Raw genomic sequence first — 25419 nt, forward strand, 5'->3', positions numbered from 1 at the left:
TTTTTGTGCCGTTATTATGCTAATTACTATATATTATGAACATATTAATCACTGGTACAACTGGGTATATCGCAAAGCGATTAATTCCTAAATTATTAGAGGATAATCACACCTTGTTCTGTTGTGTTCGTGATTTGTCGAGAATCCCTGAAAACCTTAAGGATAAAAAACAAATTACTTTTTTAAAAGTTGATTTTCTAGAAATAGAAAATTTTAAACTTCCCAAAAATATAGACGTAGCTTATTATTTAATCCACTCTATGTCTTCTAGTAGTAAACACTTTGTAGAACTCGAGAAATCTTGTGCCTTAAATTTCAAATCTTTACTAGAACCAACAGATTGTAAACAGGTAATTTACCTTAGCGGTATAGTGAATGATAATTCGTTATCTAAGCATTTGCAATCTCGATTACAGGTAGAACATATTTTACAATCCGATGTGTACGCATTAACCACATTTAGGCTGGTATTATTGTTGGAAGTGGAAGTGCCTCTTTCGAAATTATTAGAGATCTCGTTGAAAAACTGCCGGTAATGGTAGCCCCAAGATGGTTAAATACCAAAACACAACCAATTGCAATCCGAGATGTATTAACTTACCTTTCTAAAGCAGCACTCCGTGAAAAATTATATAATAATTCCTACGATATTTTCGGTCCGGAAATTCTTACCTATAAAGAGATGTTGCTACAATTCGCAGAAGTAAGAAATTTAAAACGATGGATTTACACCTTACCTGTGTTAACTCCAAAGCTTTCTTCTTACTGGCTATACTTTGTAACTTCAACTTCGTATAAATTGGCTACCTCCCTGGTAGATAGTATGAAAGTAGAAGTTATAGGAAAACCATCTGCTATAAATCAACACATTAATATAGCGCCTCTAACCTATAAAGAGGCAGTGGAAAAAGCATTTATAATAATAGAACAAAATTCTATTATTTCTAGCTGGAAAGATGCAATGATAAGCGGTGTAATTGATACCCAACTATCCGAGCATGTAGCACTACCTCATTTTGGTTGTTTTAAAGATATTCGTAGTAGGAAAGTAATTAGTGAAAGTTTTACGTTGCGTCGTATGTGGAGTATTGGCGGTGAAACCGGATGGTATCGATTTAATTTTTTGTGGAAATGTAGAGGCTATATCGACAAATTATTCGGTGGAGTAGGATTACGAAGAGGTAGAAGACATACAACAGAATTGGTTGCTGGAGATGCTTTAGATTTTTGGCGCGTTCTATTAGCGAGCAAAGAAGATAAAAGACTACTTTTATATGCGGAGATGAAATTACCGGGAGAAGCCTGGCTAGAATTTCGAATCATAAAAGATGTGCTTTACCAAAGAGCAGTTTTCAGGCCCAAAGGAATATGGGGAAGAGCATATTGGTACAGCGTATTACCTTTTCATGCATTTGTTTTTCAGGGGATGCTAAATGCTCTTGTAGAAGAATAATTAATTTTTTGTTCAGGAATAACCTCATTTTTTTATAATATTTACCGTAAATTGACTTGTTGAGTCATTTATTCCTTTTATCCATGTACTTCAGAGAACTTCATGTTTTTACTGCTAATTTTTCTGCTCAAGTTACTTTTTATAGGGAAGTTCTCGAACTAGATATAGTTACCATATCTACAGAAAGAGCAAGTTTTCGTATTGGAAGTTCACTACTAGTTTTACAAAAGAAAGACGGAGCTACACCATATCACATCGCAATTAATATACCTGCCAATAAAATAAAAGAAGCCTTGCATTGGTTGCGCAGTAGAGTAGCGGTATTGCCTCATAATGAACAAGACATTCATGATTTTTGTAATTGGAATGCTAAGGCCATATATTTTTATGACAACGATGCGAATATTATTGAATTTATCGCGAGAAAAAATTTAAAAAACGAAACTCCATTACCATTTTCATCCTCTTGTTTATTAGAAATTTCTGAAATTGGGCTACCAGTTATGCATATTGAAAATACTTACAAACAGCTTTGTAATATGGTTTCTGTAGATATATACGATGGTAACTTTGATATATTTTGTGCCATAGGAAACGAATATGGAATGTTTATATGTATTCATAAGCAACGAAAAAAATGGTACCCAACCAGTACTATTGCATATGCTTCAAATTTTTGGGTTCGCCTAGAGGAAAAAGAAAAGACATATTACCTTGAATTTACCGATGGAGAATTAAAAGAAAAACATAGAAATGGTCCCAATAGTTTATAAAATTATGCTACTGGTAAACATTGAAACTAGCTAGTGTGCATAATCTTTCTTAAAACATCCATCGATATAGTGTCTTCTTGCGTTATTTCTTTAATCTTACTAAAAGGAAGAACGTAATCACAGCCCGTTTTATATGCACTGCACCCATAGGCTGTTTTTCCTTTTACTATTTTTCCCTCGTTACACTTTGGGCAGGCGATGTAGTCTTTAGTTTTTTTAGAACTAATCGAAACCTTTGGTTCTAGTATCAAATTAAAGTCAGCATCGAAACGTAGCAAGCCCTCTATTTTTGCATCTTTAACCTTCCAACCTTTCAAATTTACGGTACAACCTTTATCTAATAATCTAATAATTTGATTTTCCGATATTTTTTTATGGTAAATTTCAAAAGGAAGACGAAAATCGCAACCAGTTTTATAGGAAGTACAGCCATATGCAGCGCTTCCTTTCAATATTTTACCCGTTTTACATTTCGGACAAATTTTATCCGTAACCTTTGGCTTGGTTTTCTTTTTAGTTGTATTTAGAGTATTGGAACTAGTAACTTCCGAGGATATTCTTTTGCTCTTCGTACTCGAGCGAACTTCATACACTAATTGGTCTACCATTCTTTTCATTTCTTTAATAAAGGTTGCGGCATGGTAGGTACCTCGCTCTATTTCCTTTAATCGCTTTTCCCACAAACCTGTTAATTCGGCAGATTTGAGTAGTTCATTGTCTATTAGTTCAATTAGAGCAATACCAGTTTCTGTTGGAATGATTAATTTTTTCTGTCGCTTAATATATTTACGCTTGAATAAGGTTTCAATTATACTGGCCCGTGTTGATGGTCTTCCTATCCCATTTTCTTTCATCAATTCGCGCATTTCATCGTCGTCAACCTGTTTACCGGCTGTTTCCATGGCGCGCAATAAACTAGCTTCTGTGAAATTTCTTGGAGGTTTGGTCTCTTTTTCTAAAAAAGAAGGTTCATGGGGTCCTTTTTCACCTTTCAAAAATGTTGGTAGTACTTCGTTATCCTTTATCTTTTTGTTGTTTTTTGTAGTTTCAAAAACCACTCTCCAGCCTTTACTTAAGACTTCTTTACCGCTTGTTTTAAAAGAAACATTTGCTGCTTTACCAATAACTGCAGTATTTGAAATTTCACTATCCGGATAGAAAACTGCAATAAATCTACGCGTTATTATATCGTACACTTTGTACTGGTTTTCTTGTAGATTCAATTGTACACCGGTTGGTATAATGGCATGATGGTCGGTTACTTTTTTATCGTTAAAAACGCGCGTATTTTTTTAATTTTTGTCGTTAATAATGGGGCAATTAATCGCTGGTAATTCGATAGTTTTTTCAATGTAGGTCCTACCTTAGGAAATACATCGTTAGGAAGAAATGTGGTGTCTACTCTAGGATAAGTAATCGCCTTCATTTCGTATAGTTTTTGTGCAATTTTTAAGGTTTCATCGGCAGAAAATCCAAATTTTGTATTACAGTATACTTGTAAACCTGTTAAATCAAATAATTTAGGAGCATATTCTTTCCCCTTCTTTTTGCTTACCGAAATGATTTCAAAAGTAGCCTCCTTAACTTTAGTAGCAAAAATTTCTCCTGCTTCTTTTTTCAAAAAGCGTCCTTCTTCACAGGAAAATAGGGTGTCTCTATATACAGTTTGTAATTCCCAGTAGGGTAGTGGTTTGAAATTCTGAATTTCCTTAAATCTGTCTACTAGCATTGCCAGTGAAGGGGTTTGTACCCTTCCGATAGAAAGTACTTGCTTATGGCCACCAAATTTAACGGTATACAGCCTTGTAGCATTTAGCCCTAAAAGCCAATCTCCAATTGCTCTTGAATATCCGGCATAAAATAAATTATCGTATTCTTCACCAGCTTTAAGGTTGTTAAACCCCTCTTTTATAGCTTCCTCTGTTAAAGAGGAGATCCAAAGGCGTAGTGTTTTTCCTTTATAATTTGCTTGTTGGATCACCCAACGTTGAATTAATTCTCCTTCTTGCCCTGCATCTCCGCAATTTATAACGACTTCAGCCTTGCTAAAAAGTGATTTTATAATTTGAAATTGCTTTTGAATTCCAGAATCTTCAGTTACTTTGGTTCCAAATCGTTCAGGTAGCATTGGTAAGTTATTTAAGTCCCAACTTTTCCAATGTGGTTTGTAATCTTTTGGTTCTTGAAGCCTGCAGAGATGTCCAAAAGTATACGTTACGGCATAACCATTTCCTTCGTAATATCCATCATGTTTTGTATTAGCTCCTAATATAGAGGCTATTTCTCGAGCAACACTTGGTTTTTCGGCAATACAAACCTTCATTCCTTCTAATTTAAAAATCGAATGTACTATTTTTTATAGGATTAAAGCAAAAAAAACGTGGCAAGTGCCACGTTTTTTAGTTATGTAAACTAAAGAATTAATCTTTAACTGTATTTTTAAATTTATCAAACTTAGTACTGGTTTCTTTTGGCCAGCTGTTGTTTGAAGTATCAATATCTGCGGTTTCTAAATCTGGATCCACAACTATACTTTTAATTTCCTTGTTAGAGGTAAACACTCTGTACACTTGACTATCGTTTTTTCTCCAAATTTGCGCAGGGAATGTTTCACGAGTTTTTGAGCCATCAGCATAAGTTAATTCTACGATAATTGGCAACACAAGACCTCCTGGTTTTTCAAATTCTACCTGGTAGATATACTTTGGAATTTCTTTCATGTTTTCCTTCTGATCTGCAGGAAGTTTACTAATAAACTCCTCTACATCCTTTGCATTAGCGTCTTCTTTTTTGGTGGTTAAGAAAACAAGTTTCCCTAAACGTGAAAAATATGCAGGATACTGTTCTTGTAATTTTTTCGTTCTTTCGTTAGGTTTATCGGTTAGGTAAACCGGCTTTACTTCTTTTATTCCTATATCATTATAGTCGGTAGTATAGAACCATCCTCTCCAGAACCAATCTAAGTCCATTCCTGAAGCGTCTTCCATTGTTCTAAAAAAATCTGCAGGTGTTGGGTGCTTAAACATCCATCTTTTTGAATAGGTTCTGAAAGCATAGTCAAATAATTCAGGGCCCATAATTGTTTGGCGTAACATGTAAAGACCAGCTGCAGGCTTCGTGTATGCGTTTGGACCAAAGTTATATACATAATCGCCCTGTGACATAATTGGAGATAAGTTCTCTTGATCAAGGCTCATGTAACGAACAATGTCTTTTGGTAGGTTTCCGGTATTAAAGGATGGGTCGTAATCTAACTCTGCCAAAATTTCTACAAAAGAGTTCAAACCCTCATCCATCCATGTCCATTGACGCTCATCAGAATTTACAATCATTGGGAAAAAGTTATGTCCTATTTCATGAGTAATTACACCGATCATTCCATTTTTAACTCTATCAGAATAGGTTCCGTCAGGATTTGGTCTACCGTAGTTAAAACAAATCATTGGATATTCCATTCCTTGGCGTTTTGCATGCACAGATATAGCTTTAGAATACGGATAATCAAAAGTTAATTTTGAGTATTCTTCTAAGGTATTGGCAACTACTCGCGTAGAGTGTTCCTCCCATAATGGATTTCCTTCTTTTGGATATAACGAAACTGCCATAACAGTATTTCCGTTAATGTTTACGGCCATTGCATCCCAAATGTATTTTCTTGAAGATGCAAATGCATAATCACGTACATTATTTGCCTTGAAATGCCATGTTTTTGTTTTTGTAGTTCCTTCTTTTTCATTTGCTTCTGCTTCTTCTTGCGTTACAATGAATACTGGATCTTTGTATGATTTTCTAGCTTTTTCCCAACGATTTCGCTGCTCTTTAGTTAGAACTTCTTTTTCATTTTGTAATTCCCCTGTTGCATCTACTATATGATCTGCTGGTACTGTTAATTTAACATCGTAATCTCCAAACTCTAAGGCCCACTCACTGCGACCCCAGAATTGCATATTTTGCCAACCTTCCACGTTATTATACACTGCTAACCTCGGGAAAAATTGTGCTATAGTGTAGTTTTTATTTCCGTCAGGAAAGGCTTCGAACCCAGATCTACCCCCATCTTCAACAGAGTTGTTAATTAGGTAATTCCACTTGATACTAAATTTAAAAACTTGTCCTGGGGCAAGTGCTTTTGGTAAGTTAATTCGCATCATAGTTCGGTTTATCGTATACGATAAATCTTTACCATCTGCTTGTTTAACTTCTTCAATATTAAAACCAAATTGTTTTGGTTTTGCCATATTCTCTTTAACAAACGCATCGGGTGTTTGAAAACTGCTCATTCCCTTAGATTCAACTAATGGTGTCTTAGAGTCTGGGGCACGCATGTTTTGGTCTAATTGTACCCACAGATATTCTAGATTATCGTTAGAATTGTTGTGGTAGGTAATTTTTTCATTACCATATAACATGTTTTTAGCTTCATCTAAACGTAAATCCATAACATAATCAACCTTCTGTTGAGTGTATGCGTGACCAGGAGCTCCAGAAGCAGTTCTTTGATCGTTAGGAGTCGCTAATACGTCTTTTAATTGACGAAATTTATTTTGGTCAATATGACCTTTCGTAGTTTTTTTCTTTTCCGCAGTATCTTGAGCGATAACCGAGGAAGCCATCAAAAAGGCTATTAAAAAAAAGGATGCAAATTTTCTCATTTTCCTGATTAAAGTTGTTTAAGTTTTAGCTGTCTAAATTAATAAATAAATATTAGGCCTCGTATTCTTATGTTAAAATTTTAACAAACTTTTATCTATTATCACAAAAAAGCGATACCCTTCATTAGTACCGCTTTACTTTTATATGAAATAAATGGTTATCCTTTGATTTTATTCTTGAATTTTTCGAATTTATTGTCATTTTTCTTAGGCCAACTATTATTCGAGGTATCTACATCTGCAGTTTCTAAATCAGGATCTATCGTGATGCTAGTAATTTCTTTATCAGAGGAAAATACTTTGGTTACTTGCTTATCGTTAAATCGCCATATTTGAGCAGGATAAGTTTTTCTTTCTTTCGTACCATCGGTATAAGTAAACTCTACGATAATAGGCATTACCAAGCCACCTGGTTTGTCATAGGTAATCTCGTAATGAAACTTAGATTTTGGATTTTTATTCTTTCCAAAGCCCAATCCTTCTGTGGTATCCTCTACAAAATTAATAGAATTATTTCTACCTTCTTCCGTGTAAAACTTTTTAACTTCTTTAACACCAATATCCGTAACATCTGTAGTGTAAAACCAACCTCTCCAGAACCAGTCTAAATCCATAGCAGAAGCATCCTCCATAGATCTAAAAAAATCAGCAGGGGTAGGGTGTTTGAATTTCCAACGCTTTGCATAGGTTTTAAAAGCATGATCAAATAATTCTCTCCCCATAATGGTTTCTCTTAAGATCCATAAAGCAGTTGCTGGTTTACCATAAGCATTATAACCGAATTGATACACATTGTCACCTTTTGTCATTATAGGAGCTATTCTTGACTGATCTCCTCCCATATACTTAACTATATTTTTTGGGTATCCACGCGTAATAGGAAAGTTTGGGTCGTAATCTAATTCCGCTAGCATCTCCATATAAGAATTCAATCCTTCATCCATCCATGTCCACTGGCGTTCGTCTGAATTTACAATCATTGGAAAAAAGTTATGTCCAACCTCGTGAATCGTTACTTTTATCATTCGGTACTTTACCCTATCGGAGTAGGTACCATCGGGGTTTGGTCGACCAGGATTAAAACAAATTTGCGGATATTCCATTCCCATTTGACCATCTACAGAAATGGCTTTGTGATATGGGTAATCAAAGGTATATCTCGAATAGGTTTTAAGTGTTTGTGCAACGGCTCGTGTGGAATGGTCTCCGTATAGTGGATTTGCTTCTTTCGAATAATACGAATATGCCATAACAGTTCTTCCATTAATATCCACTGCCATACCATCCCAGATAAATTTTCGTGAAGAAGCAAAGGCATAATCACGAACATTTTTAGCAACAAATTTCCAAGTTTTTGTTTTTTTAGATTTACCTTTCTCTATTTCCTCCGCTTCTTTTTGGGATACAATCTCTATTGGTTTATCGAAAGTTCTTTTGGCTAGTGCCAATTTTTCTTGTTGTTTTTTGGTCAAGACTTCTTTTTCGTTTATTAAAACACCTGTTGCTCCTAACATATGATCGGCAGGGGTGGTAATATTTACATTAAAATCTCCGAATTCTAGGGCAAATTCACTTCTTCCCCAAAATTGATCATTTTGCCAACCTTCCACATTGTCGTATACACAGAGCCTTGGATAAAATTGCGCAATTACGTAATTGTTATTTCCATCTTCAGGGAAATGTTCAAATCCAGATCTACCTCCCTGCGTTCTATGGTTGTTTATATTGTACCACCAAGATATTTTAAAAGAAAACTTTTCTCCAGACCCCAATGGTTTTGGAAGGTTAATTCGCATCATTGTTTGGTTTATAGTATGTGACAAATTACTACCATTAGTATTGGTTACGTTCGTAATTTTAAATCCACCATCAAATGGTTTTTCAGGGAAATTTCGATTAAATCTATTTTTACTAATACTCTCCGGAATGCTATTCGGTTGAATATCTGGAGTTTTAGAATCGGCGGCTCGCACGTTTTGATCTAATTGCACCCACAGATACGTTAAAGTATCCTCTGAGTTGTTGTGATAGACAATGGTTTCTTCTCCGTAAATTCTTTGGTTATCATCATCCAAAACGATATCCATGGTGTAGTCTACCTTTTGCTGTGTATAGTTTTTACCGGGCGCTCCCGATGCGGTGCGCTGACTATTTGGAGTTGCTAATTCGTCTTTAAGTTGTTTAAATTTATTTTGATTCGTATGTCCTGTTTGTGTTTCTCTTTTATTTTGAGAGCTAAGCGAGAAAACAACAAATAGTGCAGAAAAAATAAATAGTATATTTTTTTTCATTGTTGGAGTTTAATTTATTTGAGAATAAAAGTAAGGAATATGTAGGTTGCAGTCTTTATTTTTGTTAAAATTTTAACAGTCCTTTATCAGTTGATCGATCGAGAAATAAGCTTTTTCTTTTCGCATTAACAACTGCTTTTATAAGATTTTGTTGCTCCGGAAATTGTTTGATAAGCATAGTGTTTTTTACAGTCAAAGAATTTACCGTTTCTACATTTTCAATTTCTAAATAAAAGTACACAATATCACCTTCGTATTCTTTTCCGATGAAGGTATAATTAACAGTGGTTTCATTAATCCAAATTTTAAAATTTTTCTCTAAATATTTAACAAAATAATGGTCAGCGTTTGTTAACTCGTTAGCTGTAGTTAACTGTAAATCAATATTGTATTCTTCATTTAATGAAGTTTCAAAATCGTCAAGAAAAACATTCATAATCATTTGAACATTTTTCTTTTTTTCTACGTATTCGATTTCCGTTAATGCGATGTAGTATTTGTGATCACTTTTAAAAGATACAGACAAAAGAATAGCAAAAAAAAGGCTAGTATATTTCATTGAACTCTATTATTTATCTTTGGAAATTAACTTTAGATAAGGAACGTGTTCTTTGCGTAGAATTTTAATGACTTCTAAAGAATTGCCATTGGCATACATTTTTTCTATACCCAATGGATTGCAATACTCGAGAAAATGGAAATAGCGTTCTGGTGGTATCTGGAGTTCTTCAAAGAAAAACTTTTCTCCATATTCCGACATTAATTTTTCTGGTATTCCTTTTCGAATAGCAAGTTCTTTTCGTAATTCCCATAGGCGTTTAGAACCTCCCATAGGAATAGTTGCACTAGAACCAACACCGACAAAACGTTGTGTTGGATCAGAAATAACAACAGGAGGCCTCACTTTTGTATCAATATGGTCATCATCTTGAATTACTTTCATGTTAACATCGGAAAAATCCATTGTTTTAGCTAAGGCTTCTCTCTTTTTATCTACAGGAGTTTTACTGATATCGGAGTTTAAACTTCCTTTTAAATTATTTTTCGGAATCGTTACTTCATCTAGCGCATAATTTATTTTCTCTAAGTAAAAAGGTGTTATTAAGTCTGCATTTAAATATGCTTTTACAACTGTAATTACTTTAGTATCGTATCCTACTGAGGTAAACTGAATACTATCATTTATTGCCGCATTTATGGCAAATAGACCATTACTATTGGAGAAAGTCGCTAGCTTTGTGTTTTTATTAATAACATGAACATTAGGAAGAATTCCAAACTTGTCAGAAATTTTACCGGTCATTGTAGTTCTCTTATTTTGCGTAAATCCGGTACACGTAGTTACAATAAAAATTATGGTAATGAGTTTTTTCATTTATTAGTTTTAAGACCTTTAAGATACAAAATACTTTCCTCTTTTAATAATCGAATAAGTTCTAAATGCTTATTTTCATAGAACAATTCTTCAATACCCACAAATTTACAATACTCTATGAAATTATAGTACTTGTCTTTTGGTATTTTTAAGATGTTAAAAAAGAAATTTTCTCCTATGGTAATTCGCAATTTGTCAGGAAATGTTTTTGCCAATTCTAATTCTTTTTTAATCTTTTTTATTCGCTCATCATTTTTATTGCCTAATGGTATTGACATCCCTAAACCACTAAAAGAATTTGGTATGGCAGGTGCGACTCCTTTTTGAAGGTGTATTTCATCCTCACCAATAGGCATATCTAGTATAGCATTATAGTCCATACTCCTAATTTCAGAAACAAGATTCGCTACAAGTTCTGAAATCGTATCTTTTGGTATTTGTTTTGCATCGATATGCAGGTTTCCTGTTAAATTATGTTGTGCTATTTCTACCTCATCCAACAAATACGTTTTTCTTACAATAAATATATTAATAGTTCTTTTTTCTATATCTTTTTCAGATATAGTCACGATCTTGGTGTAGTGCTGTATCGACTGAATTTCAATTTATCTCCTTTTTTTACAACAATAGAGAAATTCCCTAACGCATCTGTAAATGTTCCTTCTTGAGTATCAAGATTTATAATGTGTACGTTTGCAAGAGCACCTATCTTGTCATTTATTGTACCGTGAATAGTATATGGTTGCTCAAAAGCAAAAAATTTTTGAGTGAAGAGCAGTAATGTGAAAATTAGAAGTGTTTTCATGTAACAAGTGAAAAAACAAATTAACACACAAGTAGTCTTAAAATTATTGTAAGGAAGTTACAATTTAATGTTAAAGAAAACGATATTTAAATTTTTTTCTACATTTCAACGATATAAAATGGTATTTCAACGACATATAATTGAATTTATATACTATTGTTTGTCAAACTAAGAAAATCTAATTATCTTTATTAACAACATAATTATTTTTATTTAAATCCCCTTAAAATGAAAAAAATTAATCCATCTATCGTTTTTCTGAATTTTATACTTATACTTAGTACTAACATTTATCTTTTTGCACAAAAAGTAGATCTTGCCAATAAAATCGAATATAAATCCTCCGAAGAGCAAGTATTAGATAATAATGCTTTATCCATGGATTTATTGGAAATTAAAAATGCAAGTACCAAAAAAAGAAAAAGCGAAAAATAAGTAAAAAAACAAATTCTACAGGCACAGTAAGTAATTTATTATTAAGTGGAAATAAATTACGTTACCGAAAAAAAAGGGAAAACAATAAATGTTTCGAAACTGTTGTAAATTGCGAGGACAAAAACGATGGTAAGAGTACTGTTTCGGAATCTAAAAATAAGACTTTAATCCCCAAGCAGTAAAACGATACTATTCTATTACTGCAGTTTTTATTTTTTTAAGATTATTTAGTAGTATTTAAGTTTCTTTAGTTCATAAATATGTAACTTTAAAGTTATAAAAAACTATTATTTATGAAAAGACTTCTAATAGCAAGTACTTCCACGGTACACGGAAGCAGTTACTTAGACTATATTTTATCGGAATTAAGTATACATTTTTCTGAAGTTACTACAATCCTATTTATTCCTTATGCCCGCCCTGGTGGGATAGATTACGATACCTACACTAGTATTGCAAGAACGGCATTCCAAAAAATTAACATCGAAGTAAAGGGGTTGCATGAATATGAAAATCCAAAGGAGGCAATTACTAATGCCAAAGGTATTTTTACTGGAGGAGGAAACACTTTTGAATTGGTTAATCAATTATACAAACATGATTTGGTAAGTTGTTTAAAAAATGCAGTAGAAAAAGGAATTCCTTATCTCGGAACAAGTGCTGGAAGTAATATATGTGGTATGACGATGAAAAACACCAATGACATGCCAATTGTTTACCCGCCTAGTTTCGATACTTTGGGTATTATTCCTTTCAATATTAATGCACATTATTTAGATCCTGATCCAAACTCAACGCATATGGGAGAGACAAGAGAAACGCGCATCAAAGAGTTTCACGTGTTTAATAATACGGATGTTCTGGGTTTACGAGAAGGAAGTTGGCTAGAAGTAAAAGGAAACGTTATAAAATTAAGGGGAAGTTTGTCCGCTAGACTTTTTCAAAAAAACAAAACACCTGTAGAAATTGAATCGAATACTACTTTAGATTTTTTTTCTCCAAAACAACCATAAAAAAAGCCTTGTTGAACAAGGCTGTGTAAACGCATTAAAAATCCCCTAAAATAACGCGTTCATTGATACTTTATAAGGATAACGTATTTCTTATGTGAATATTATAGCACTTTGTGTGTATGTATTACTATAAGTTCATTATTCATATTTTTAGTAAAAAATAAGTAGAGTGAGCCACCATCCTTTAGTTTCGTTTCCTTTCTTATTTGAGCGACACTTTTTGGGAAGTTTCTCACAGAAATATTTGCTTGCTTTTCCGATATCTCTTTTCTTATGTTTTTTTTATGGTATTTGAATATTTTTTGAATTTTGAATTTTCTTCCTGGAAATTCGGATAAGAAAGTAGGAGAGGTGTACAAGTGGGAGTGTGGGTGAAGTTTGGCAATGTTGTATTGAAATGCAACTTCGTTGAAACCTCCAGATTTTAAAATTGCTGCATTTGGTTCGTATAAAAATTCTGCAGGAAAACTATACTTAATTTCTTTTTTCAATGCAGGGTATTCAAATGAGAAGGTAGTAACTTTCGAATTATTTTGCATATTATGAGCAAACATTTTTATAGTTTCTGTAAAGCCCTTTTCTACAATAAAAAGTAGTTCTTTAACTTCATTTTTTAAAGCCACAACATGAATTTCTTTAACAAATTTTAATTCTTCTAAAGCTAAAGAAATATCTAGCATTGGTGAATATTTAATAAATATGGTTTTAGATTTTGTAAATAGAAAATCAATATTAGCAGGAATATTAGGCTGGCAATCTTGTATTAAGAAAACTTTTCCTTTGGTATCATTTCTTCTCGAGGGATCAATATAAATACAATCGAAATAGGAATTGTTATTTTGTAAAAAGGATATTCCATCTAGTGCTACGGTTTGTATATTGGTAATTCCTAATTGTTTATAATTATGGGAAACAATTTTAGATAATTTTTCATTTATTTCACAATGAATTACTTTATGGATTCCTTTTGAAAAATAGAAACAATCTACTCCAAATCCTCCTGTAATATCAATTAAAGAATCTACGTGTATTAAATTAGATTTAAAAAAGGCGGTTGCTTCAGATGAAGTTTGTTCAATGTTCAGTTTTGGAGGATATAAAATATTTCTTGTTGAAAACCAAGTAGGCAATTTACTGGAAGCTTTTTTTTAGATTCAATTTGCGTAGCTAATTCTTGAACAGATACTTCAGGAAAAGGAGATCCTTTTAAAATTACTGCATTTATATCTATTTTTAAATTATCTGTAATATAATTTTGTATTTCAGGTTTCAATAACTTAATGTCCATAATTGGGAGTACCTAATAGCAATTGCAAAAATAAAATATAAATTTTTAGTTGACGTTTTTACTTGGTTTCATTTCCTCAATAGAATAAAAAAATGTAGGCTCTGAGAATTGCGTATTTGATTTTAAAATATAGATATGGGCGAATATCCAATTTTCGTAAAATTATTCCTTTTGGCTAATTTCTGTAACTAGGGCCTATATTCTTGAAAAGAACCATCATTGTATAAAAGTATCACTTTACATAATACTTTATTGGAATTTTCCTTGGATGTCTTAATGCTTGCTTTAATTTTAGGTTCATCCTCTACGTTTTCAAAAAGTGTTGGTGGTTTTGCACTTTTTATACTTGTTTGTGATTTTTGAGTTTTGGACAGTGGTTCCTGGGGTTCTGTTGTATTTTTATTTCTAGGGAAGGAGCCTTCTCCTTTCAATAACCAATATAAATCAACTTCTGGATAGGTGTGTATAACCTTAGTCACAAAGTCTAAACTCGGTTTATTTCTTCCAGAAAGTAAATGTGACATGCTTGATCGTTGAACTTGGATACTGTCAGCAAAACTAGATGTGCTTAATCCGTAATGCGCTACAATTACTTGTATTCGTTTAATAATAGCTTCTGTATTCACAATTGTAAATTATTTACCAAATATTTTAATATTACAAATGTAACACACTTGTCTCTAATATCCAAGAATAAATATATGGTCATAAAACGTTATAAATATTTAAATATATACTTTAAGTTACATTATTTAAATTACTAAAAAGCAGTTATTTATAGTATCGCTATAAGTAATCTTTATATATCTCGTTGATTTTAAGTTTTTAGGAAGTGTTTACAAATGTAATTAATGACGCTTACATCAATTAAAAATTCTGAGTATTACATTTGTAACTAACTAAAATAGATAGTAATATCAACCTTTGTCAAATATTCAGAATATAAATGCATATATTTATTTATTATAAACAAAATACTTAAATTTTCAAAAAACCATTGTTTATAGTGTTATTATCGATTGGTTTTATTATTTTTTATGGCATTGTTAAAGTGTTTACAATTGTAAATTAACGTTTATGGAAGATTATTATAAGTTGTAGTTCAAGGTTTTCACTTTATCTAAAAAAAATGTGAGGTTCTGTCATAAATTTTCTCTTTATACCTAATAAAGGGTTCCTTTTAGCGTTTTATTTTTTTTGCATATTTTTGGTGATACTTGATAACTAAACACGTAGCCTATAAAATTTAAAAAAAAATGAAATTTAGTGTTTTTGGCATTCTTATTGTAAATTGTTCTATAATTTTCGAAACTAAACTAAATTATGAAACACACATTACTCTATTTTTTTGCTTTTTTGGTTTTTATTTCCTGTAGTGGGGTAAAATCAACACAGAAAGAAATTAATCAAGGAAATTATAATGACGCTATAAATTACTGTCTAAAAAAACTAGCAGCGAATAAGACGAAAGAAAAAAATGAACCTTATGTTATTATGCTGCAACAAGCATTTGAAAAATCTTCTCAAAAAGATCTCAGTAAAATAGAGTATTTAAAAAGCGAGAAGAATCCTGAAAACTATGAATCTATTTATAATTTATATCTCTCTTTAAAAGAGAGGCAAGATAGAATTCAACCAATCTTACCTTTGTATCTTTCGTCTGGAAAAGAGGCTAAATTTGATTTTGTAAACTATGCAAGTTTATTAGCAAATTCAAAAACTGAACTGTCTGATTATCTTTACAATAGATCTAAAAATGTTTTTAATTCACAAAATAAACTGGATTATAGACAGGTATACCAGGATCTTGAGTATTTAGAGAGAATTAATCCTAATTACAAAGACGTTCGTGCAATGCTACAAGAAGCGCACAAAAGAGGTACTGATTTTGTGTTTGTAGCTTTAAAAAATAAAACACGTCAGGTCATTCCAAAAAGACTAGAGAAAGATCTTTTAAATTTTGACACCTATGGAATGAATGACTTTTGGACAATATACCATAGTAGAAAGCAACCAAGTATACACTATGACTTTAATTTAGAGCTTGTTTTTAGGGATATTCGCATCTCACCGGAACGAATTAAGGATAGAGAAATTATTAGAGAAAAAGAAATCTTAGATGGTTTTGACTATGTTGTAGACGCCAACGGAAATCGTGTAAGAGATAGTTTGGGTAAGGATATAACAGTAGATAGGTATATAAATGTTAAATGTGAGTTTTATGAACATATCCAAAGTAAGTCTGTGCAAGTTAGTGGGATAGTTCGTTATTTATCGAATAACTCTAAGCAATTAATTCACGAGTTTCCATTACAGAGCGAATATCTATTTGAACATGCGTATGGTACTTATAATGGTGACAAACGTGCTTTAGAAAGCTCTTATTTAGATATGCTACGCTTCAGGTCTGTTCCATTTCCAAGTAACGAACAGATGGTGTATGATGTTGGTAAAGATGTCAAAGAAAAGCTAAAGGCAATCATTACAAGAAACAGATGGAGGGGATAAAACACCAGGGTTTAAAAAGGAAAAAGGCACAATAAATTGTGCCTTTTTAAATAAATAATATTATTAATCTAACCCTTCTAAAAGACTAATATTATTAGTAGCAAATGTAAAGTAAATTAGACTTGTTTTTTGTAACAAAAGTTACATTTATGTTTTTTTTAATGTTAATTTAACTTTTCAATCCATTTTCTAGCATTTACAAAAGCCTCTAGCCAAGGCGAAACCTCATCTTTCCTGTCGCCAGGGTAGTAGGCCCAGTTCCATTGGAAAGTACTTCTTTCAATATGCGGCATGGTTACCAAGTGTCTTCCTGAGGCATCACATAGCATTGCTGTGTTGTAGTCTGAACCATTTGGGTTATTCGGATATCCTTCATAACTGTAAGTGGCTACAATATTATACGCTGACGCTTTTTTGGTAAGTTGAAATTTCCTTCTCCATGGGATATCCATACTCCTAGTTCGGTTCCTGCTAAAGAGGATAACATTACTGAATTGTTTTCTTGAATTTTTACAGAGGTAAACGAACTTTCGTGTTTTTTAGATTTATTATGTACAAGTTTACCATGCACGTCGTGTTCAGGATTTATTAAATCCAATTCCATCCATAATTGTGCACCATTGCATATTCCAACGGATAATGTATCTTCTCTTTTGAAAAAATTCTTTAATGCTTTATTTGCTTTTTCGTTGTATAAAAATGCACCAGCAGCCTTTTGCAGAACCTAATACATCGGAGTTAGAAAAGCCTCCAACGGCTCCAATAAATTGAATATCCTCTAGGGTTTCTCGACCAGATATTAAATCTGTCATGTGTACATCTTTAACATCAAAACCTGCGAGGTACATGGCATTTGCCATTTCACGTTCTGAGTTCGACCCTTTTTCCCGAAGAATAGCAGCTTTTGGTCTAGTAGTCAAACCTTCGTTGGCAACTACATCTTTTAGTTTACCGCTAAAATTCTCAGGAAATGTAAATTGAAGTGGTTGTTTTTTGTAATTATTATAGCGCTCTTCTGCCAAATTATTGGCAGTTTGCTTTTGATCTAAAAGAAATGAAGTTTTGTACCATATATCTCTGTATTCTGAAACAGACATTTCTATTCGATCTTCTTTATTTACAATTTCTAAAACATCCGTTGCAGTTACTTCACCAATTTCTGTGAACGAAATATTGTGGTCTTTTAAAATAGATTCTATATCTTTTTGTGCTTGGATAATAATACCTGCATTTTCAGCAAAAAGCACCTTTACAGTATCCGGTTCCTCTAAAGCAGAAATATTAATCTTTGCACCGACATTGGTGGCCGAAAAACACATCTCTAAAAGGGAGGTAATAAAACCACCAGATGCAATGTCATGACCAGCTATTATTTTGTCCTCTTTTATGAGTTTTTGAACTAGATTAAAAGTATGTTTAAACTTCTTTGCATCTTTAATGGTAGGAGTTTCGTTTCCAATTTTATTGTTAATTTGCGCAAAAGAACTACCTCCTAATTTAAAAGTATCTTCAGAGAAGTTAATGTAGTATATAGTGCCTTTTCCAACCTGAAAAACTGGTTCTATTACCTTCGTAATATCATTACAATTTCCAGCAGCTGAAATCACAACAGTTCCAGGTGCTATAACTTCTTCATTCGGATATTTTTGTTTCATCGACAAAGAGTCTTTTCCGGTAGGAACATTAATTCCTAGAGCAATAGAAAATTCTGAAACCGCTTTAACAGCTTTGTATAATCTTGCGTCTTCTCCTTCATTTTTACATGGCCACATCCAATTTGCAGAAAGAGAGACAGATGCTAAACCATCTTTAAGTGGTGCCCATATAATATTGGTTAATGCTTCCGCTATTGAATTTTTACTTCCTGCTTCAGGATTAATAAGCCCGGAAATAGGAGAGTGTCCAATACTTGTAGCTATTCCTTCTTTTCCTTTAAAATCTAATGCCATAACCCCAACGTTATTTAAAGGGATTTGCAACGGACCAACGCATTGTTGTTTTGCTACTTTACCACCGACACATCGATCAACTTTATTGGTTAACCAATCTTTGCAAGCTACTGCTTCAAGTTGCAGCACTTCTTTTAAATAGCCGTGAAAATTTTCTCTTTGGTGTGATATTTCCGAATAGTTCCTAACAATGCTGTTATCTTTAAGTATGGTCTTTGGAGAACTTCCAAACATATCCTCTAAAGCTAAATCCATAGGTTTACTTCCATTCGTTTTAGATTCAAAAGTAAATCTATCATCTCCAGTAACATCGCCCACAGTGTAGATTGGGGCGCGCTCCCTTTCGGCAATTTTATGCAGTTTTTCTATGTGATTTTTTGCAATAACAAGCCCCATTCTTTCTTGTGATTCGTTGCCTATAATCTCCTTGTTAGATAGCGTAGGGTCACCAACGGGTAATTTATCTAAATCAATATGCCCTCCCGTGTCCTCTACTAGTTCGGACAAACAATTTAAATGACCACCAGCACCATGATCGTGGATGGAAACAATATAGTTTTCCTCGCTTTCAACCATACCACGTACTGCATTTGCAGCTCTTTTTTGCATCTCTGGATTAGAGCGTTGTACTGCGTTTAATTCAATTCCTGAAGAAAATTCTCCGGTGTCTGCTGAAGACACAGCAGCACCACCCATTCCAATACGGTAATTTTCACCACCTAGAATAACAATTTTATCTCCTTTTTTTGGCGTATCTTTTAGTGCTTGGTCTTTTTTACCATATCCGATACCCCCGGCTTGCATGATAACTTTATCAAAACCAAGTTTACGTGCATCTTCTTCGTGCTCAAAGGTAAGTACAGAACCACAAATTAAAGGTTGCCCGAACTTGTTCCCGAAATCAGAAGCACCATTGGAAGCTTTGATAAGTATGTCCATTGGTGTTTGGTATAACCATGCTCTTTCTGCCATTGCATTTTCCCAGGGTCTATTTTCTTCCAAACGAGAATAGGAGGTCATGTAAACGGCGGTTCCAGCTAATGGAATGGAACCTTTACCACCTGCAAGACGATCTCTAATCTCCCCACCAGACCCAGTGGCTGCTCCATTAAAGGGCTCTACAGTTGTAGGAAAATTATGTGTTTCTGCTTTTAACGAAATTACAGATTCAAATTCTTTAGTTTCATAAAAATCAGGTTTTTCTGCAGACTTAGGGGCAAATTGTTCAACTTTTGGTCCTTGAATGAATGCAACATTATCTTTATAGGCAGAAACGATGGTATTTGGATTCTGCTTCGAGGTTTCCTTAATCAATTTAAACAATGAACTCGGTTGTTCTTTACCATCAATTACGAAAGTTCCATTAAAAATTTTATGACGACAGTGCTCTGAATTAACCTGAGAAAAACCAAAAACTTCAGAATCGGTTAACTTTCTTCCTATCTTTTCAGAAACCTTTTTAAGATATTCAATTTCTTCCTCGTTTAAGGCAAGCCCTTCTTGTATATTATACGCAGCGATATCCTCAATTTCCAAAATAGGTTCCGGAGATATTTCTACAGTGTATATTTCTTGATCTAAACCTTGGTATTTTTGCGATATCATCGGGTCGAATTCTGTGTAGTTTTCTGCTACATTATTGAATTCCTCAATTCGTATAATACCTTGTATTCCCATATTTTGAGTGATTTCAACGGCATTTGTACTCCATGGTGAAATCATCGCTGCTCTTGGGCCAACAAAAAAGGCGTCAAGTGACGCCGCGTTTATTTTTGGTTGGTTTCCAAATAACCAAGTAAGTTTAGAAATAGTTTCTGAGTTTAATTCTTCTGTTGTTTGGACAGCAAAAATTGTACTGTTTACGTTTCCAAAGAAATGAATCATTATGTAGTTGTATTTGTGTGGTTTTACAGTTTGTAAAGTTAAATTATTTAAGCGAGGTAGCATACAAAAAAATGAAGATAAATAGAACGATCTATTTAGAGTCGTTAGGAAGCCTGTCTATTTCTATTTTTCCCTTTTTAAGGGCCTTGTAATTTTCGTAACAATTGAGTACTGCTTCAATTAGCTGTAAGTCACTTGCTTTTTTTATAAAGTACTCTGAATAATCACAATCAGAAAGTAATTTATTTAATTCTGTTCTATCCATTTCTAGATATTCCATCATTACTTCTCGATCAAATTTTCCAGCGAGCATTTTACGCAAATCGTCCTCTTTTTTTAGTTTTTGTAATTTTTTCAGTTGCTTTGGTTTTTTTCCAAACAGATTGTAAACCAAGTCCACGGGATTTAGAATACTTGCAATGGGCGATTTGATTTTTTTAGGACGTCCTACTTCATAGGTTTGTTGTATTCCATTAATGCGAATTCGTGTGTATTTATCTTTTGGAACCTGCTTTAAATCTACTTCAAGTACACCAATTAATTTTGTTGATTTTATAACAATCTCCTTAATTTCTTCAGGTTTTTCAGTTAATGATATTTCCACTTCGTTTCCTTTTAAAATATCGTTGGTTACCTTAAGCTTAATAGAGGAGTATCCAACAAAAGAAACTAAGATAGTATCGTTGGCTTTACTAGATAATTCAAAAAGTCCATCCTCATTTGTAATGGTCCCAATAACCGTATTAAGATTTAGAATATGCGCCGCACTTAAAGGTTTTTTTGAATTTCCATCTATAATTTGTCCTTTAATTTTATCCTTGACTGTTTCTTGAGCCACACTAAAAAAAGATAATAATAAAACGAAAAATGTTACGAAGTGTCTTTTTTGCATGCTGCGAAAATAAGAATAAAAGCAATTGGTAGTGTTAATAATCTGTGAATATTACGGCTAATTTTGTTCTTTCTTAACTTTGTTTTTTTGAATCTAATTACAAATATTAAAATCCTAAATCTTTAAGTTTATTTTTTGCTCAACAAAGACACAAGCGTACTCTGTATAAAAATTATAAAAATATAAATTTTTCTAGTTTGATGTATTAAACCTTTTTAGGGTATAAGCGTCTAATAATCATAAGTTTTTTGTCTAAATTAAAAATTGACGAATAACTGTTTAATTCTCCTTTAAAAAAGTAACACAAAAAAATAGTAGTGTAACTTTTGTTACAACGAAACCGTGATTTTTACCGAATAAATTTATGAAATACTATTATATTTGTTGAAAAAATAAATACATGACATTAATTAAATCAATTTCAGGAATACGCGGAACAATTGGAGGAGCAGAAGGGGATAATTTGACACCTGTAGATGCTGTTAAATTTGCCGCGGCTTTTGGAACATTTATCAAAAGAAAAAGTAATAAAAAAAATAATGTTACCATTGTATTAGGAAGAGATGCTAGGATATCGGGAAAGATGATAAGTAGTTTGGTTTCAAACACACTGATAGGCTTGGGTATCGATGTAATTGATTTAGGATTGTCAACAACACCAACCGTCGAAATTGCCGTACCTATAGAAAAGGCCGACGGAGGTATTATTTTAACTGCGTCCCACAATCCAAAACAGTGGAATGCTCTCAAACTACTAAACGAAAAAGGAGAATTCATCGATGGGGAAGATGGTGCAGAGGTACTTGCTTTGGCGGAAGGAGGAGCATTAACTTTCGCCGAAGTAGATGAGTTGGGAACCTATAAAAAGAAGAAAAAATATATTAAGAAGCACATAAAAGAAGTGTTAAAGCTTGATTTGGTGGATAAAAAGGCCATCAAAAAAGCGAAATTTAAAGTCGTTGTAGATGGAGTAAACTCCACTGGAGGTATTGCAATTCCTATGCTTCTAAAAGAATTAGGAGTCAAATGTGAGGAACTTTATTGCGAACCAAATGGAGAATTCCCGCACAATCCTGAACCTTTAAAAGAACATTTGACAGACATTTCTGAAATGGTTGTAGCTAAAAAAGCAGATTTAGGTATTGTCGTAGACCCGGATGTAGATCGTTTGGCTTTAATAGCAGAAGATGGATCAATGTTTGGGGAAGAATACACACTTGTAGCTTGTGCTGATTACGTACTTGAAAAGTTAGGTGGAGGAAATACCGTATCTAATTTATCTTCTTCAAGAGCCTTGAGAGATATTACAGAAAAGCATGGTGGTACTTATACAGCAAGCGCAGTTGGGGAAGTTAATGTGGTAAAAAAAATGAAGGAAACCAATACACTTATTGGTGGTGAAGGAAATGGAGGAATTATATATCCAGACGCACATTATGGAAGAGATTCTCTTGTGGGGGTTGCTTTATTTTTGTCGTTATTAGCCCATAAAAAAGTATCGTGTAAAACATTAAGAGATAGTTACCCTAGTTATTTTATGAGTAAAAATAAAATTCAACTAACACCAAAAATTAATGTAGACTCTGTTTTAGAAAAAATGGCAATTGCATATGCAAATGAACAAGTCAATACAATAGATGGTGTGAAAATTGATTTTGACTCGGAATGGGTACATCTCCGCAAATCTAATACAGAACCAATTATTAGAATTTATACCGAGGCAAGTACTCAGGAAAGCGCAGATGCTTTAGCAAATAGAATTATGGAAGAAATTAAAAATATAATTAGCTAGCGATTTGAAAAAAACTATTTTGTTGTGTTTATTTCTATTAATAGGAATTGCAGCTATAGGACAGAATTCGGAGCATGAAAAACATAAAAATAAAGGTAAGTTTTTCGTATATTGGGGATGGAATTGGGCTAGTTATTCTGATTCTGATATTCACTTCACCGGAGATAATTATGATTTTACACTAAATAATGTTGTAGCGACGGATAGACAGTCGAAGTTTTCTTTTAATGACTATTTCAATCCAGGAAGGATTACAATTCCACAAACAAATTTTAGAATTGGATATTTTTTTAAAGAAAATTATACAATTTCTTTGGGTGTAGACCATATGAAATATGTAATGAAACCGGACCAACTAGTTACCATAAACGGTACCATTAACATTGGAAATACGACATACGATGGTAGTTATTTAAATACGCCGATACAATTAGAAGAAGATTTTTTACGCTTTGAGCACACAGATGGTTTGAACTATGTTAATGTCGAGTTGTATCGTTTTGATGACATTAGTAGTTGGTTTGGTATAGACATGGAAAACCTTCAAATAAATTTAACGGAAGGTTTAGGTTTGGGAGTTTTATACCCAAAGACAAATGCAACTTTGTTGGGGAAGGATAGAAGTGATAGATTTCACTTATCCGGATATGGCTCTTCTGTTGGAATTGGACTAAATATTACTTTTTTAAAGCATTTTTTTATACAAACAGATGTTAAAGGAGGTTATATTTATATGCCAAGTATAAAGACTACCAACACTAGTATAGATAATGCATCGCAAAGTTTTTATTTTTTACAGAATAATATTTTGATAGGCGGTAAATTTAAAATTTAAGTTATGAGTTTAGAACGAGAATTTGAAAAGTTTAGAAAGAATATCATAGGAATAGATCAAACTTTTAGAACTCCTTTTGGAGAAAAAAGATTAGTGTATACCGATTGGACAGCAAGTGGTCGAATGTACCGTCCTATTGAGGAGAAATTAATGAACGATTTTGGTCCTTTTGTTGCCAATACACATACAGAAACATCTACCTCTGGGGCTGCAATGACCCTAGCATATAATCAAGCTCGAAAAATCATCAAAAAACACGTAAATGCAAGTGAAGACGATGTTTTAATTACAGAAGGTTCAGGAATGACTGGGGTGGTTAATAAATTTCAGCGAATTTTAGGCTTAAAGGTCTCGGAAAATTTAAGGGAATTTACAGAGATACCAGAAGAAAAACGACCCATAGTATTTGTGAGTCATATGGAACATCATTCCAATCAAACTTCTTGGTATGAGACAATTGCAGATGTTGAAGTAGTTCCCGGAAATGAAGAAGGGTTGATCTGCCTCGAAAACTTTGAAAAATCGATATTGAAGTACAAAGAACGCCCTATTAAGATTGTTTCTATTATTGGTGGATCTAACGTTACAGGTATAAAAACAGACTATCACAAAATTGCTGCTTTAATTCACAAATACAACGGTTTGTGTTTTGTAGATTTTGCATGTTCTGCACCTTATGTAGATATTAATATGCATCCAGAAAACAAAGAGGAGTCTCTCGATGCCATTTTTTTCTCACCGCATAAATTTTTAGGTGGTCCAGGTAGTTCCGGTGTTTTGTTATTCAACAAGAAGTTGTATAAAAATACGGTTCCTGATAACCCAGGAGGGGGAACTGTAACCTATACCAATCCTTGGGGGGAACACGATTATATTGACGATGTTGAAACGAGAGAAGATGGAGGAACTCCAGCTTTTTTACAAACCATTAAAATTGCCTTATCGATGCAATTGAAAGACCAAATGGGAACCCAACGCATGAAAGCACGTGAAAACGAAGTTAATCCTTTAATATTTAATTGCTTAGAACAAGTTAAAGGGGTCAAAGTATTAGCTCCACATCATAAAGAGAGGTTGAGTATTTTTTCATTTTATTTCGAAAAATTCCACTTCAATTTGGTAGTTAAATTGTTAAATGATCATTTCGGAATTCAAACTAGAGGTGGATGTTCATGTGCAGGAACTTATGGCCATTTTCTTTTAAACGTAGATTCGTATACTTCGCACAAAATTAAAGATCAAATATCGGAAGGATGTAGTACGGAAAAACCAGGCTGGGTGCGCTTATCCATTCATCCTACCATCACCGATGCGGAGGTGAACTACATATGTGACTCTTTGATCGCTCTAGGAGAAAATATTGAAGAGTGGTCGAAAGACTACCACTACGATATGGAAAAAAATGATTACGTTCATAATTCTGCAAAAACTATAGAAAAAGAACTCGTGGAAGAATGGTTTGCCGTATAAATTA

Annotated in this window: 16 protein-coding genes and 3 pseudogenes; 8 read left to right on the forward strand and 11 right to left on the reverse strand. The window is 33.2% G+C overall.

The genetic code is table 11. The annotated features are described in order from the left end of the window. Positions 1-35: 35 nt before the first annotated feature. Together BSU00_RS03205 and BSU00_RS03210 are read left to right on the forward strand one after the other, a co-directional pair. A pseudogene (locus tag BSU00_RS03205) lies at positions 36-1453 on the forward strand (SDR family oxidoreductase). Positions 1454-1512: 59 nt separating this feature from the next. Continuing rightward, positions 1513-2226: a VOC family protein gene (locus tag BSU00_RS03210; protein ID WP_146104781.1), complete on the forward strand. Its 714-nt coding sequence runs from the start codon at positions 1513-1515 to the stop codon at positions 2224-2226. Between the two features lie 26 nt (positions 2227-2252). On the opposite strand, the pseudogene BSU00_RS03215 reads toward BSU00_RS03210, so the two are convergent. From BSU00_RS03215 to BSU00_RS03245, 7 genes and pseudogenes are all read right to left on the reverse strand, one after another. Beyond that, positions 2253-4549 (reverse strand): annotated as a pseudogene (locus BSU00_RS03215) (DNA topoisomerase 3). A 97-nt stretch (positions 4550-4646) separates the two neighbouring features. Continuing rightward, positions 4647-6878 (reverse strand): M1 family metallopeptidase, encoded by a 2232-nt coding sequence (locus tag BSU00_RS03220; protein ID WP_105003093.1) that lies wholly within the window; start codon positions 6876-6878, stop codon positions 4647-4649. Positions 6879-7036: 158 nt separating this feature from the next. Further along, a complete protein-coding gene (locus tag BSU00_RS03225; RefSeq protein WP_158254387.1) occupies positions 7037-9169 on the reverse strand; it encodes a M1 family metallopeptidase in 2133 nt (710 codons plus the stop codon). Positions 9170-9233: 64 nt separating this feature from the next. Further along, complete coding sequence (locus BSU00_RS03230) at positions 9234-9728, reverse strand: DUF6702 family protein (RefSeq protein ID WP_105003094.1); 495 nt, start codon at positions 9726-9728, stop codon at positions 9234-9236. 9 nt (positions 9729-9737) lie between these two features. Next, positions 9738-10544 (reverse strand): carboxypeptidase-like regulatory domain-containing protein, encoded by an 807-nt coding sequence (locus tag BSU00_RS03235; RefSeq protein WP_105003095.1) that lies wholly within the window; start codon positions 10542-10544, stop codon positions 9738-9740. Then, on the reverse strand, positions 10541-11113 hold the full coding sequence (locus BSU00_RS03240; protein WP_105003096.1) for a hypothetical protein: 573 nt from the start codon (positions 11111-11113) through the stop codon (positions 10541-10543). The genes BSU00_RS03235 and BSU00_RS03240 overlap by 4 nt, the downstream gene beginning before the upstream one ends. Beyond that, positions 11110-11349 (reverse strand): hypothetical protein, encoded by a 240-nt coding sequence (locus tag BSU00_RS03245; protein WP_105003097.1) that lies wholly within the window; start codon positions 11347-11349, stop codon positions 11110-11112. The genes BSU00_RS03240 and BSU00_RS03245 overlap by 4 nt, the downstream gene beginning before the upstream one ends. A 228-nt stretch (positions 11350-11577) precedes the next feature. On the opposite strand from BSU00_RS03245, the gene BSU00_RS03250 reads away from it, so the two are divergent. Further along, complete coding sequence (locus BSU00_RS03250) at positions 11578-11784, forward strand: hypothetical protein (protein WP_105003098.1); 207 nt, start codon at positions 11578-11580, stop codon at positions 11782-11784. Between the two features lie 293 nt (positions 11785-12077). Further along, on the forward strand, positions 12078-12797 hold the full coding sequence (pepE, locus tag BSU00_RS03255) for a dipeptidase PepE (protein WP_105003099.1): 720 nt from the start codon (positions 12078-12080) through the stop codon (positions 12795-12797). 101 nt (positions 12798-12898) lie between these two features. Here the strand turns inward: pepE and BSU00_RS03260 are convergent, their stop codons facing one another. Continuing rightward, on the reverse strand, positions 12899-13927 hold the full coding sequence (locus BSU00_RS03260) for a class I SAM-dependent methyltransferase (RefSeq protein ID WP_369820246.1): 1029 nt from the start codon (positions 13925-13927) through the stop codon (positions 12899-12901). 346 nt (positions 13928-14273) lie between these two features. Then, positions 14274-14711: a helix-turn-helix transcriptional regulator gene (locus BSU00_RS03265; protein ID WP_233188564.1), complete on the reverse strand. Its 438-nt coding sequence runs from the start codon at positions 14709-14711 to the stop codon at positions 14274-14276. A 697-nt stretch (positions 14712-15408) separates the two neighbouring features. Here BSU00_RS03265 and BSU00_RS03270 point away from each other — a divergent pair. Continuing rightward, positions 15409-16593, forward strand: coding sequence for a hypothetical protein (locus BSU00_RS03270; RefSeq protein ID WP_105003101.1), 1185 nt, complete (start codon positions 15409-15411; stop codon positions 16591-16593). Positions 16594-16757: 164 nt separating this feature from the next. On the opposite strand, the pseudogene purL reads toward BSU00_RS03270, so the two are convergent. After that, a pseudogene (purL, locus tag BSU00_RS03275) lies at positions 16758-20426 on the reverse strand (phosphoribosylformylglycinamidine synthase). A gap of 91 nt (positions 20427-20517) precedes the next feature. Then, positions 20518-21264, reverse strand: coding sequence for a carboxypeptidase-like regulatory domain-containing protein (locus BSU00_RS03280; protein ID WP_233188565.1), 747 nt, complete (start codon positions 21262-21264; stop codon positions 20518-20520). Between the two features lie 454 nt (positions 21265-21718). Between BSU00_RS03280 and glmM the strand changes: the two genes are divergently transcribed. From glmM to BSU00_RS03295, 3 genes are read left to right on the forward strand one after another with little or no spacing between them, the layout of a single operon-like run. After that, entirely contained in the window at positions 21719-23110 is a 1392-nt protein-coding gene (gene glmM / locus BSU00_RS03285) for a phosphoglucosamine mutase (protein ID WP_105003103.1), read from the forward strand. Positions 23111-23114: 4 nt separating this feature from the next. Further along, positions 23115-23945, forward strand: a complete 831-nt coding sequence (locus BSU00_RS03290; protein WP_233188566.1) for a hypothetical protein — start codon at positions 23115-23117, stop codon at positions 23943-23945. Between the two features lie 3 nt (positions 23946-23948). After that, positions 23949-25415: an aminotransferase class V-fold PLP-dependent enzyme gene (locus BSU00_RS03295; protein ID WP_105003104.1), complete on the forward strand. Its 1467-nt coding sequence runs from the start codon at positions 23949-23951 to the stop codon at positions 25413-25415. The last annotated feature ends 4 nt before the right edge of the window (positions 25416-25419 follow it).

It is taken from the genome of Tenacibaculum sp. SG-28 (genome assembly GCF_002954385.1).
In the GTDB taxonomy this organism is placed as follows: domain Bacteria; phylum Bacteroidota; class Bacteroidia; order Flavobacteriales; family Flavobacteriaceae; genus Polaribacter.